The following is a 12,276-nucleotide window of genomic DNA, read 5'->3' on the forward strand; positions in this document are numbered from 1 at the left end:
TCACAAGGGCGGCGGATGTGACGATGGCAACGGCAAGCAGCGCACAGCGCGAACCTTCCATGGAAGAGATACTGGCTTCCATCAGGAGGATCATCGAGGACAGCGACAACGGTCGCAAGCAGCCGGGCGAGACCGAAGAGCTGCGGCAGGATCTTGAGCCGTCGCCGGGCGAGGCTCCCGCCGCCGATGTCGATGCTTTTCGCGCCGAGTTGCATGCTGCCCCCGAAACCAGGAAGCCGGTCGCGCTCGCGGAAGTCCAGGCGCCGTCGCCCGAGCCGGTGATTGCGCGCATGGAATCGCAGACGCGCGCCGATCCCGTGCCGCTCAAGCCGTCGATGACGCTTGCCGAGGTCAGCGCCAGGATCGCCGCGGAGCCGGCGCCCGTCACAGCGACCGAAGCGCCGGCCGCCCCGCAGGCCAGCGCGACAAGCGATGCCATCGTTGCCGATTGGCGGCGCGAGATCGCGGCGGTCGGAGAGCAGGCGAAAGCGATACCGGGCATCCGCAAGCCGGTCGCCCAGCCCGAAGCGCCGGCGAGTGAACCGGTGGTGGAGGCTGCGTTCGAACGGCCGTCTTCAAACGAGGCTCCGGCAGACGACGCCCAGGCGCGCGCGGGGGCAAATGAGGCGCCCGCGGCGCGCCCGGCAATCCTCTCCGAACACACGGGCCGGCAGGTCGCGGCGGCCTTCGGCGAGTTGTCCGATGCCTTTGCCAGCCGCAGCAAGAAGACATTCGACGAGATGGCCGAGGAGATGCTGCGGCCGATGCTGCAGGACTGGTTGGACAACAATCTGCCGACGCTGGTCGAGCGCCTGGTGCGCGAGGAGATCGAGCGCGTGGCGCGCGGCGCGCAGTAATCTCCTCCAACGATCACTCTCGAAACGCCGCCCGTGAGGCGGCGTTTTTGTCGATGAGGTCAGCCCGCGCTGGTCGCGAAGCAGATGAGGTTGCCGTCGAGGTCCTTGACGATGAACGTGCGAGCGCCCCAGGGTTCGGTCCGCAATGTCTGGTGAAACGGGGCCGTGGCCGCCTGACACTCCAGAAACAGGGCCTTGATGTTGTCGACGACGATCGTCGCCGCCAGTAGGTCATCGGTCGAATTGGCGGCGAGTGGAGGCTTGTCGACATGGCGCAGGTTGAGCCGTGCGCCATCGCGGATGATTTGGGCGTAGAAGGGCGGCTCGCCATAGGTGAAGCGCGTCTCGAAGCCGAGCTTTTGCCGATAGAAATTACAGGCCGCTACGATGTCGCTGACAAACAGCTGTGGCTCGGCAAAGGCGAGATGCGGTTTCGCGGCGTCTGTTGCTGCATGATCGGTCACGGTTTGAAGGCCTTCCTTCAGCGCCTGCCAGCTCTCGAAACCTGACTTTCTGGCGACGAGTTCCTGGGCATCGGCAAGCTTGAAGCCGTGATCGAGGATCTGGCTGTCGCTGAGATCGTGAAAACGCGGCAAGAGCCATCCAATCACAGCGGCGACGGGATAGTACCGCTCGCGGTGCCATTTGAGATAGAGCTTGGCCTGTTTCTTGTGGTGTTCGAGGGTCGGCATGGGCGCATTGCGGGGTTGAGGTGGCGTAGGCGGGCAATGCCCCTCCGGCCGGAAGCCGATGCGCCCTACTGCAGCGTCCGCACGGTATGGCTACGACGCCCGGCGGTCAAGCTGCGAGTGCCGAGCGCCACGACCCTCCGTTGAAATGTGGGCGGGAGCGACTATTTGCTTCTGGTGAACCGAGGCGGCCCTTGCGGTTGACTTGGCCAAGACCTTCCGATTTACACCGAACCAGCAAAATCCCGACAGCGCGGACCGTTTCCCCATGCTTGAAAAGACCTACGACGCAAAGACCGTCGAGCCGAAGATCGCCAAAGTGTGGGAAGAGGCGGACGCCTTCCGCGCCGGCGCCGGGGCGGAAGAGGGGGCCGAAGCCTTCACCATCGTCATTCCGCCGCCCAACGTCACCGGCTCGCTGCATATGGGCCATGCGCTCAACAACACGCTGCAGGACATTCTGGTGCGCTTCGAGCGCATGCGCGGCAAGAACGTGTTGTGGCAGCCGGGCATGGACCATGCCGGCATCGCCACGCAGATGGTGGTCGAGCGGCAGCTGATGGAGAAGCAGATTCACCGCCGCGACCTGACGCGCGAGCAGTTCATCGAGAAAGTGTGGGAGTGGAAGGCCGAATCCGGCGGCACCATCTTCAACCAGCTGAAGCGGCTCGGCGCCTCTGCCGACTGGTCGCGCGAGCGCTTCACCATGGATGAAGGCCTGTCCAAGGCCGTGCTCGAAGTCTTCGTCACCCTCTACAAGGAAGGGCTGATCTACAAGGACAAGCGCCTTGTGAACTGGGACCCGAGACTTTTAACCGCGATCTCCGACCTCGAGGTCGAGCAGCACGAGGTCAACGGCAATCTCTGGCACTTCCGCTATCCCTTGGAGGGCGAGACCTTCGATCCGGAAAATCCGAAAACCTTCATCACGGTCGCGACCACGCGCCCGGAAACGATGCTGGGCGATACGGCGGTGGCGGTGCATCCGGATGACGAGCGGTACCGGCATCTGGTCGGCAAGAACGTCGTGCTGCCGATCGTCGGCAGAAAAATCCCAGTGGTCGCGGACGAGTATTCAGACCCCGAAAAGGGCTCGGGCGCGGTCAAGATCACGCCGGCGCATGATTTCAATGACTTCGAGGTCGGCAAGCGCCACAAGCTGCCGGCGATCAACATCCTGACCATCGAAGCCGCCATCAAGTTGAAGGACAATGAAGACTTCCTCGCCGGTCTCGATGCGACGCCGGAGCGCCAGGCCGTCTGGGACGAGCTTGACGGGCTCGACCGTTTCGTCGCGCGCAAGAAGATCGTTGATCTGATGGAAGAAGGCGGCTTCCTGGAAAAGGTCGAGCCACATCGCCATGCCGTGCCGCATGGCGACCGCGGCGGCGTGCCGATCGAGCCGTTCCTGACCGAGCAGTGGTACGCCAACGCGGCGGAACTGGCCAAGCCGGCGATCGCCTCCGTGCGCGAAGGCCGTACCAACTTCGTGCCGAAGAATTGGGAAAAGACCTATTTCGACTGGATGGAGAACATCCAGCCCTGGTGCATCTCGCGCCAGCTGTGGTGGGGCCATCAGATTCCGGCCTGGTACGGGCCGGATGGGCGCGTCTTCGTCGAGAAGACCGAGGAAGAGGCGCTGAGCGCGGCGATCGAATATTACCTGGCGCTCGAAGGCCCGTGGAAGGCCTGGGTCGAGGACAAGCTGGAAAACTTCCAGCCGGGCGAGATCCTGAACCGCGACGAGGATGTGCTCGACACCTGGTTCTCCTCGGCGCTGTGGCCATTCTCGACTTTGGGCTGGCCGGACCAGACGCCGGAGCTGAAGACATATTACCAGACCGACGTGCTGGTGACCGGCTTCGACATCATCTTCTTCTGGGTTGCCCGCATGATGATGATGGGCTTGCATTTCATGGACGAGGAGCCGTTCCACACCGTCTATGTTCACGCGTTGGTGCGCGACAAGAACGGTGCCAAGATGTCGAAGTCGAAAGGCAACGTCATCGATCCGCTCGACCTCATCGATGAATATGGCGCCGATGCGTTGCGCTTCACCTTGACCGTGATGGCGGCACAAGGGCGCGACGTGAAGCTCGACCCGGCGCGCATCGCCGGCTACCGCAATTTCGGCACCAAGCTGTGGAACGCGACGCGCTTCGCCGAGATGAACGAAGTCGCGCGCAACGACGATTTCTGGCTGAATGATGCCAAGCTTGCGGTCAACCGCTGGATCCTGACTGAGTTGACGCGGGCCGCGCGCGAGATCACCGACGGCATCACTTCATACCGCTTCAACGAAGCGGCAGGATCTGCCTACCGCTTCGTCTGGAACCTGTTCTGCGACTGGTATCTGGAACTCTTGAAGCCGGTGTTCATGGGCACGGACGAGGCGGCCAAGGCCGAGAGCCGCGCCTGCGTCGCCTTCGTGCTCGACGAAATCTACAAGCTCCTGCATCCGATGATGCCGTTCATGACGGAAGAGCTGTGGGCGCAGACGGCGGGCGAGGGCAAGGAGCGCGATTCGCTGTTGTGTCACGCCGCTTGGCCGTCGCCCGACTTCGAGGACGCGGATGCCGCCGCCGACATCAACTGGCTGGTCGACCTGGTCTCCGGCATCCGCTCGGTGCGTTCCGAGATGAACGTGCCGCCGGCGGCGATCGCGCCGCTGGTCGTGGTCGGCGCCAATGATGTGACGCGCGAGCGGCTGGTTCGCGAGGACTCGGCGATCAAGCGGCTGGCCCGCGTCGGCGACATCTCGTTGGCCGACACGGCTCCCAAGGGCGCGGCGCAGATCGTCCTCAACGAGGCGACAATCTGCCTGCCGCTCGGCAGCCTGATCGATCTCTCCGCCGAGGCTGCCCGGCTGCAGAAGGAACTGGCCAAGGTGACCGAGGAGATCGCGCGCCTGCACAAGAAGCTTTCGAATGAAAGATTCGTCGCCAGCGCCCCGGCCGAGATCGTCGACGCCGAGCGCGAAAAGCTCGCCGAATATCGCGACGCGCAGGACAAGCTCTCGGTGGCGTTGACCAGGGTTCGCGATGCCGGTTGAGGATAGATTCGCTGGACCTTAGTCATCTCTAAAATGACGATCCTTTTGCCTCGAAAGTAGGCATTCCGTTGCGTTAATTTTGACGTAAACGGAAGTTTCAGCCCCATTGTTGCCATAATGTAACAATGGGGCCGAAAGCCCCTGAAAATGGCTATTTTTGAGCCTCTTGAAACGAATCTTCCTCATTTTTCGGTCGGATAAGCACGCGCAGGACCGTTTTTCGGCCTTGCGATACCTAACTGCATTTTGTCGAAAATGCCTTTGGCGAGCATGTACATGTACGCCCCGCGAATTCGTTATTGCACCGTTAACCTGAATTGGCTCTAGCTTGACGCACTAGTTATTCGGGGAGGACATCCATGAACAATTTGCGTCTGAAAGCACTGCTGGGGGCAGGGTGCTTTTCGCTGACTTTGATGGGCTCGGCGCACGCTGGCGGTTTTTCGCGCGGCACCGCCGATACCGATATTCTTTTTGAAGACGGCAATTTCAATATGCGCACCAGCGTGACCTATGTCGCGCCGACCCGGAAATATTCGGTGAACCCGATGAATCCCTATCTGGTCGGGGAGAACTACGCGGACAGTTACGCCATTCCATCGGCCGCCGTTAAGTTCAAGCTGTCAGACAGTCTCTCCTGTGCCGGCACTCTCACGCAATCATATGGCGGTAACGCGACGTGGTCGCGTTCGAGCGGCACGCTCGGCAAGCTGAATGAAGACTTCACCATGTATGAATATGGTGCGACTTGCGGGTTGAAGTTCGATCTCAGCAAAGGCCGTATCTGGCTTATTGGTGGCGTCTACAACGAAGTCACCGACTACCGGCTCGTTGCCGGTGCTCCTTTGGGGACAAGCATACCCGTCCTTGGCGTCAGCCTGCATGACAGCAATATCGGTTGGCGTGCCGGCATTGCTTATGAAATTCCGGAAATCGCGCTCCGCACCCAATTGATGTACCGCTCTGGCGTCGACATCAATGCCTCCGGTACGGCAAGCTTTCTGGGAGGGGCTCTTCCCGGCGGAGCAACGGGGGAAGCCAACTTTCCCCAATCAGTCGAATTCAAGGCGCAAACTGGTATCGCTCCGGGCTGGCTCGCCTACGGTAGCGTGAAGTGGACGGATTGGTCTGTTACGGAAACGCTGATGCTGAACGTGCCGGCGTTGGCGTTGAACAGCGGCAATCTGTATTTCTGGCGTGACGGTTGGACGGTCACCGGCGGCATCGGTCATAAGTTCAACGATCAGATCTCAGGGACTGTTTTTGCATCCTATGACCGCGGCGTTAGCACTGGTTGGGACCTGACTGGCGACAGCTATACGATCGGCACGGGTGTTTCGATGAAGGACAAGTTGGGTGGCGAATTGCGCCTGGGTGTAGCGGCAGTCTATCTGGCCTCCGTTTCCGAGACCCAATACAACAACAGTTATGTTCCTGGCAGCCCCGACCCGCGAAATGGCTTCAACCGTTCCGTGGACGGTGATTGGGGCTATGCACTCTCGGCTGGTTACAGCATCAAGTGGTAACGCCTTTGATTTGTTGAGAAAAGGCCGGGCATTGCCCGGCCTTTTCTTTTCGGCCTCCGACTCCCATGGGTGCGCCGTCGCTCCAAAAGCAGTTGCTTAACTAAGGTGCTCTTGACGTAAACGGAAGCTTTTTTGGCACGATGTTGCCATAATGCTACAGCGCCCAGATTGGCCTTCAGGACACCTTTTTGCGCGGTTTTGGCTGATTTTCTCCGGATTTTTATGGGGATGCACTCGAAAATCGGCAATTTTACTTGGTTCATGTCGCCCGACACCGCGACGCAGAACGCAATCGCTGAATACGTACGTGTACGCCTCTTGAAATCGTTGTTGTGTTAGCCGTGCAAGTGGTTTTGCTTGGGTCGTGCTCGAATTCGGGGAGGCGATTCATGTACAATCTGCGTCTGAAAGCACTGCTGGGGGCGGGGTGCTTTTCGCTTGCTTTGGTCGGCACCACGATAAACGGGGCGCATGCCGGCGGCATTGAACGAGGTGGCTACGACATCGATCTGCTGTTCGATCCGGCGCCGTTTACCGTGAACACTGACGCGACCTATGTTTCACCACACCGCAAACTAAAGAACGCGGTCGACACGTCGGGAAACCCGGCCCCGCTTAGCGGCAATAGCTCGACGCGCAACACGGACGACTATTGGGTGCCTTACTTTGGCGTAAAGGCGTCACTCGGCCACGGCGTGGACTGCCTGCTTGATTACTCGCAGCCATGGGGGGCGAGTTCGAGCCCGGGTATTTGGAACGGCTCGTATTCCAACATCGAAACCAACATCAAGAGCAACAATTACGCTGGCACCTGCTCTTACAAGATGGATGTCGGCAAGGGCCAGCTTCGCTTCATCGGCGGCGCGTTCTATCAAGAAGTCTACGGCTTCAAGACAAGCTATATTGGCGGTGTTCCTGACCTGTCAGGCGTCTTCCCTGTCCCCGCCAATTTCGTCGGTCGTGTCGATCTGAAGGCAGACGGCTGGGGATGGCGAGCCGGTATCGCCTACGAAATTCCCGACATCGCTTTGCGTGCCAGTCTCGTTTACAATTCGCAGGTCAAACTCGACAACATTTCGGGCACGCTCGATACCACATCCTTGGCTCCGATCGCGGCTTTCCTGCCTCCTGGTTCTTCGGCTGTGACAGACATTTACGGTTCGGCGAAGATGCCGGATTCCGTGGAATTAAAGCTTCAATCAGGCATCGCTCCTGGTTGGCTCGCTTTCGGTTCGATCAAGTGGGTCAATTGGAGCGTGCTGCAAAGTATTCCGATCTGCTCAACGGCAAGCAAAGGTATCGCACCCTGTACGTCAGTTTCCCCCAGCCCTGTCAGGCTAACCTCGCTCGACTTGATGTACCGTGATGGCTGGACGGTCACCGGCGGCATTGGTCATCAGTTCAATGAGCAATGGAGCGGCGCCGTGCAGATTTCATGGGACCGTGGTACGTCGCATGGTTACGGTGATCAGAGCGATACCTGGACGTTGGGCGGCGGGGTGGCCTACACGCCGCGACCGAACATCGAACTTCGCCTGGCTGGCGCGATAGGTGTGCTGACCAGCGGCCATTCAGGGGTGCTCACGGATGAGAACGGTTATCCGGCCGGCACCGACGTCAGCTATGACTTCGGCAACGATCTCGTCACGGCGATTTCCGGGGGTCTCAAGATCAAGTTCTAAGATATTGAAAATCCTTTTAAAAGGCCGGGCATTGCCCGGCCTTTTTCGTCTGGGCCGGCATCGTCGGTGATTCCGGTATCCAAGCTGCGTTGCATATAAGCCGCACCGGGACCGCCTCGTGCGATTGTGACGTTTTGGCAACACTTTCTGAACAACCCCTGCGCTAGAAGTCAGGCCGGGCAAATTGCCCATTTCCCGCCATAAACCCGGCGCACCTCGAACTTGTCTCGGGACACGCGCCAAAAGGCTCGGCGATGGGGCAGGCCGCACCGCCCGCGGCAAGGATGAGAATGGACGCCAAGGTCATTTCAAAGGCTAAGCTCCCTAGCCGCTATGTGACTGTCGGTCCGGCGCGTGCGCCGCACCGGTCCTATCTCTATGCCATGGGGCTTTCCGCCGCCGAGATCGCGCAGCCGCTGGTCGGCGTTGCCTCCTGCTGGAACGAAGCCGCCCCCTGCAACATCTCGTTGATGCGCCAGGCGCAAGTGGTCAAGAAGGGCGTCGCCGCTGCCAATGGAACGCCGCGCGAATTCTGCACCATCACCGTCACCGACGGCATTGCCATGGGCCACCAGGGCATGAAGTCGTCGCTGGTGTCGCGCGAGGTCATCGCCGATTCGGTCGAACTCACCATGCGCGGCCATTGCTACGATGCGCTGGTCGGCCTCGCCGGCTGCGACAAGTCGCTGCCCGGCATGATGATGGCCATGGTGCGGCTCAACGTGCCGTCGATCTTCATCTATGGCGGTTCGATCCTGCCCGGCAGCTATCGCGGCCGCCAGATCACCGTGCAGGATGTGTTCGAGGCGGTCGGCCAGCATTCGGTCGGCACGATCGGCGATGCCGAACTGCTCGAGATCGAGCAAGCCGCCTGTCCGTCGGCCGGTTCCTGCGGCGCCCAGTTCACCGCCAACACCATGGCGACCGTCGCCGAGGCGATCGGCCTGGCGCTGCCATATTCCTGCGGCGCGCCGGCGCCTTACGAAATGCGCGACCGCTTCAATTTCGCCTCCGGCGAAAAGATCATGGAGCTGATTGCCAAGAACATCCGGCCGCGCGACATCGTCACGCTGAAGGCGCTGGAGAACGCGGCGACCGTGGTTTCCGCCACCGGCGGCTCGACCAATGCTGCCCTGCATCTGCCGGCGATCGCACATGAGGCAGGCATCAAATTCGATCTCTTCGATGTCGCGAAGATTTTCGAGAAGACGCCCTACATCGCCGACCTCAAGCCTGGCGGCAAATATGTCGCCAAGGACATGTTCGAGGCCGGCGGCATTCCGCTGTTGATGAGGACGTTGCTCGACCACGGCTATCTGCACGGCGATTGCCTGACGGTCACTGGCCGCACTTTGGCCGAAAACATGGAGCACGTTGCCTGGAATGAACACCAGGATGTGGTCCGCCCGGCCAACAGACCAATTACCCAAACCGGCGGCGTCGTGGGCTTGAAGGGAAACCTTGCCCCCGAAGGCGCGATCGTGAAGGTCGCGGGCATGGCGGAGTTGAAATTCTCCGGCCCGGCGCGCTGCTTCGATTCGGAAGAGGAATGTTTCGAGGCGGTGACGCATCGCAACTACAGGGAAGGCGAGGTTCTGGTCATTCGCTACGAAGGGCCGCGCGGCGGTCCCGGCATGCGCGAGATGCTGTCGACGACGGCAGCGCTCTACGGCCAGGGCATGGGCGGCAAGGTGGCGCTGATCACCGACGGCCGCTTCTCGGGCGCGACGCGCGGCTTCTGCATCGGCCATGTCGGACCGGAAGCGGCGGTGGGCGGCCCGATCGGCCTGATCCGGGATGGTGACGTGATTTCGATCGACGCCGTGAACGGCACGATCGAAGTGGCGCTGTCGGATAGCGAACTGGCGGCGCGGGCCAAGACATGGAAGGCACGCACGACCGACTACCAGTCGGGCGCGATATGGAAATACGCACAGACGGTCGGGTCGGCCAGAGATGGCGCGGTCACCCATCCGGGCGGTGCGAAAGAAACACACTGCTATGCGGATATCTGAGTTGTTGAGGTCATCTGTCCTTCCGGCACTGGTCGCTGCGGCGATCTTTGGCGCCGTGGGCCAGGCTGTGGCCTTTGACGACAAGGTGTTCGACGACAAGACCGGCGTGAAGCCGCAGTCCAGCCCCTGGGCGGTGTTCCAGTTCGGCTTCTCCGCCTACAAGAACGGCCACAAGGAACAGGCCGCCGAAGCCTATAAATACGCCGCCGAAAACGGCCAGATCGGCGCCACCTGGAAACTTGCCCGCATGTATGCAGAGGGCGACGGCGTGGCGCGCGACGACTATGAGGCGTTCAAGTTCTTCTCCGAGATCGTCGACCAGGATGTCGAGCCCGGTTCGCCGGAAGAGAGCTACGTCTCCGACGCGCTGGTGGCGCTCGGCGATTATCTGCGCAAGGGCATTCCGGGCAGCCCGGTCACCGAGAACGAGGTGGCGGCACAGGAATATTACATGCGCGCCGCCGCCAACTACCGCAACCCGAACGCCCAGTTCGAGATGGGGCAGATGTTCCTGAAGGGCGAGGGCGGCGTGAAGGCCAGCGTCAAGCAGGCCGGGCGCTGGTTCCAGCTCGCCGCCGAAAAGGGCCATGCCGGCGCGCAGGCGACGCTTGGCCATCTCTTGTTCCAGAGCGGCAAGATCGTTCGCGGCCTGGCGATGATGACCGCCGCACTCGAGCGCGCGTCCCCTGCCGATCAGCCCTGGATCCGTGGCATGCAGGAAGAGGCTTTTGCTGCCGCCGGCGAGGCCGACCGGCGCACGGCGATTTCGCTGGCCGATGACATCCTGACCAAGGGCACCACCAACGCAGACCAATAAGGTCGTCTGCCGTTCTCCTCCAACAGGGGGAGATCAGTCAGTCAGAAAATCAATTCTCGGTTGGCTCCGTCGGCACCATGCTGGGCGCGGGCGTCGAGATCGGCGTTACGTGCAGGTGCGGCGCCATCGTGTTTCCGGGGCAGCTGTCGCCGATCTTCGTCCAGGATGTGTTGTTGAGCACCATCTCGCAGCGCGCCAGATGGCTCTGGTCGGCAACCGTCAGGCAGGCGACCTGGCCGACCGGATAGGACTTTCCATTGGCAAGACATTCCGGGGCGGCGAAAGCAGGCACCATGGCGGCCGTGGCAAATGCCAAGCCGATCGGACAAGCAACAAATCGAATGGTCATGGGGAACCCCAGCCGCCATGATGATTGTCCATCGTGCGCCCGATTTGTGGCGATACAACGTCCAGACAAATCGACGGCAGAAGGACCCCGGTCAGGCCGGCTGCAGGGCGAGATCGATCGCCACCGGCACGTGATCGGACGGTTTTTCCCAGGCGCGCACATGCTTTTCGATCGAGGCCGACGAGAAGCGGTTGGCGGCTTCCGGCGACAGCAGCAGATGGTCGATGCGGATGCCGTTGTTCTTCTGCCAGGCGCCGGCCTGATAGTCCCAGAAGGTGTAGGTGTCGGGTGCATCGGTGACCGCGCGCACCGCTTCGGTGAAACCGAGATTGAGCAGCCGGCGGAAGGCCTGCCGCGTCTGCGGCTGGAACAGCGCGTCGCCCAGCCAGTTTTCCGGAAAGCGTGCGTCGATCGGCTCGGGAATGACGTTGTAGTCGCCGGCCAGCACAAGCGCCTCTTCCAGCCTCAGCCGCTCTTCGGCCCAGCGCTCCAGCCGCTCCATCCAGTTCAGCTTGTAGGGGAATTTTTTGTCGTCATCGATCGGATTGCCGTTCGGCAGATAGAGCGAGGCGACGCGCAACGCGCCCTTGTCGGTCGAGAACACACCTTCGATGAAGCGCGCCTGTTCGTCGGCCTCGTCGCCCGGCAGGCCTCTGGTGACCTCGTCAAAGCGCAGTTTCGATAGCAGCGCCACGCCGTTGAAACCTTTCTGGCCATGGGTTTCGACGTTGTAGCCAAGCGCCTCGATCTCGGCGCGCGGGAACTGCTCGTCGACCGTCTTGATCTCCTGCAAGCAGACGATGTCGGGCGCGCTCTCGGTCAGCCAATGAGTGAGATTGCCGATGCGGGCGCGAACGCCGTTGATGTTCCAGGTGACGATTTTCATGGCGGCCTTATTCTTCCTGCGACGGGTGGCGTTCGACCAGGCCGATCGTATTGCCTGCCGGGTCCTTTAGGAAGGCCATCCACTCGCTTTCCCCCGGCGGTCCGAAGGTGCCTTCGGTATCGCGATGCACGAGCCCCGGTGGCGCGGTGAAGGGGACGCCCGCGGCTTTCGCCTTGGCGTGGAAGGCTTCGAGGCCCCTAATGTCGAGATAGACTATGCCGGCCGGAACGCCGTCGGTGAACAGCAGCCTCACATTGCCGGCCATGATGAAGGCAATGCCCGGCGGATCGTACCGGGCATGAACGCCCATGCCGAGCACGTCACGCCAGAAGGCCAGCGTCGAATCAAGATCGCGTCCGGCCGACAGCGCGACCTGACGGACCGCGCCGATGGCAGGCATGCC

General features: G+C 61.4%; 10 protein-coding genes. 6 read left to right on the forward strand and 4 right to left on the reverse strand.

Annotated features, from left to right (window positions below):
- The first annotated feature begins 23 nt into the window (after positions 1 to 23).
- On the forward strand, positions 24 to 857 hold the full coding sequence (locus D3242_RS06460) for a PopZ family protein (RefSeq protein WP_064984130.1): 834 nt from the start codon (positions 24 to 26) through the stop codon (positions 855 to 857).
- 59 nt (positions 858 to 916) lie between these two features.
- Here D3242_RS06460 and D3242_RS06465 read toward each other — a convergent pair whose 3' ends face one another.
- Positions 917 to 1,549, reverse strand: coding sequence for a bleomycin resistance protein (locus D3242_RS06465; RefSeq protein WP_019858581.1), 633 nt, complete (start codon positions 1,547 to 1,549; stop codon positions 917 to 919).
- A 265-nt stretch (positions 1,550 to 1,814) separates the two neighbouring features.
- Here D3242_RS06465 and D3242_RS06470 point away from each other — a divergent pair, with 265 nt between their 5' ends.
- The 5 genes from D3242_RS06470 to D3242_RS06490 all read left to right on the forward strand — a co-directional run bounded on the left by D3242_RS06470 (position 1,815) and on the right by D3242_RS06490 (position 10,638).
- Complete coding sequence (locus D3242_RS06470) at positions 1,815 to 4,598, forward strand: valine--tRNA ligase (protein WP_038647259.1); 2,784 nt, start codon at positions 1,815 to 1,817, stop codon at positions 4,596 to 4,598.
- Between the two features lie 359 nt (positions 4,599 to 4,957).
- Positions 4,958 to 6,124: an outer membrane protein transport protein gene (locus tag D3242_RS06475; RefSeq protein ID WP_019858578.1), complete on the forward strand. Its 1,167-nt coding sequence runs from the start codon at positions 4,958 to 4,960 to the stop codon at positions 6,122 to 6,124.
- Positions 6,125 to 6,513: 389 nt separating this feature from the next.
- Entirely contained in the window at positions 6,514 to 7,806 is a 1,293-nt protein-coding gene (locus tag D3242_RS06480) for an OmpP1/FadL family transporter (RefSeq protein ID WP_064984132.1), read from the forward strand.
- Positions 7,807 to 8,096: 290 nt separating this feature from the next.
- A complete protein-coding gene (ilvD, locus tag D3242_RS06485; RefSeq protein ID WP_027046917.1) occupies positions 8,097 to 9,821 on the forward strand; it encodes a dihydroxy-acid dehydratase in 1,725 nt (574 codons plus the stop codon).
- A complete protein-coding gene (locus D3242_RS06490; protein ID WP_019858575.1) occupies positions 9,808 to 10,638 on the forward strand; it encodes a tetratricopeptide repeat protein in 831 nt (276 codons plus the stop codon). The genes ilvD and D3242_RS06490 overlap by 14 nt, the downstream gene beginning before the upstream one ends.
- 49 nt (positions 10,639 to 10,687) lie before the next feature.
- Here D3242_RS06490 and D3242_RS06495 read toward each other — a convergent pair whose 3' ends face one another.
- The 3 genes from D3242_RS06495 to D3242_RS06505 all read right to left on the reverse strand — a co-directional run bounded on the left by D3242_RS06495 (position 10,688) and on the right by D3242_RS06505 (position 12,273).
- Positions 10,688 to 10,987: a hypothetical protein gene (locus D3242_RS06495; protein WP_064984135.1), complete on the reverse strand. Its 300-nt coding sequence runs from the start codon at positions 10,985 to 10,987 to the stop codon at positions 10,688 to 10,690.
- Positions 10,988 to 11,078: 91 nt separating this feature from the next.
- Positions 11,079 to 11,873 carry an exodeoxyribonuclease III gene (xth, locus tag D3242_RS06500; protein ID WP_019858572.1) on the reverse strand — a complete coding sequence of 265 codons (795 nt, stop codon included), beginning with the start codon at positions 11,871 to 11,873 and terminating at the stop codon, positions 11,079 to 11,081.
- 7 nt (positions 11,874 to 11,880) lie between these two features.
- Positions 11,881 to 12,273 (reverse strand): VOC family protein, encoded by a 393-nt coding sequence (locus tag D3242_RS06505; RefSeq protein ID WP_064984136.1) that lies wholly within the window; start codon positions 12,271 to 12,273, stop codon positions 11,881 to 11,883.
- Positions 12,274 to 12,276 lie beyond the last annotated feature (3 nt).

Source organism: Mesorhizobium jarvisii, assembly GCF_003601985.1.
GTDB classification, from domain to species: Bacteria; Pseudomonadota; Alphaproteobacteria; order Rhizobiales; family Rhizobiaceae; genus Mesorhizobium; species Mesorhizobium jarvisii.

Excerpts from the sequence above, each read along its gene's own strand:
- D3242_RS06490 (WP_019858575.1), top strand. The coding sequence starts at position 9,808 with ATGCGGATATCTGAGTTGTTGAGGTCATCTGTCCTTCCGGCACTGGTC.
- D3242_RS06475 (WP_019858578.1), top strand. The coding sequence starts at position 4,958 with ATGAACAATTTGCGTCTGAAAGCACTGCTGGGGGCAGGGTGCTTTTCG.
- D3242_RS06460 (WP_064984130.1), top strand. The coding sequence starts at position 24 with ATGGCAACGGCAAGCAGCGCACAGCGCGAACCTTCCATGGAAGAGATA.
- D3242_RS06480 (WP_064984132.1), top strand. The coding sequence starts at position 6,514 with ATGTACAATCTGCGTCTGAAAGCACTGCTGGGGGCGGGGTGCTTTTCG.
- ilvD (WP_027046917.1), top strand. The coding sequence starts at position 8,097 with ATGGACGCCAAGGTCATTTCAAAGGCTAAGCTCCCTAGCCGCTATGTG.
- D3242_RS06505 (WP_064984136.1), bottom strand. The coding sequence starts at position 12,273 with ATGCCTGCCATCGGCGCGGTCCGTCAGGTCGCGCTGTCGGCCGGACGC.
- D3242_RS06495 (WP_064984135.1), bottom strand. The coding sequence starts at position 10,987 with ATGACCATTCGATTTGTTGCTTGTCCGATCGGCTTGGCATTTGCCACG.
- D3242_RS06465 (WP_019858581.1), bottom strand. The coding sequence starts at position 1,549 with ATGCCGACCCTCGAACACCACAAGAAACAGGCCAAGCTCTATCTCAAA.
- D3242_RS06470 (WP_038647259.1), top strand. The coding sequence starts at position 1,815 with ATGCTTGAAAAGACCTACGACGCAAAGACCGTCGAGCCGAAGATCGCC.
- xth (WP_019858572.1), bottom strand. The coding sequence starts at position 11,873 with ATGAAAATCGTCACCTGGAACATCAACGGCGTTCGCGCCCGCATCGGC.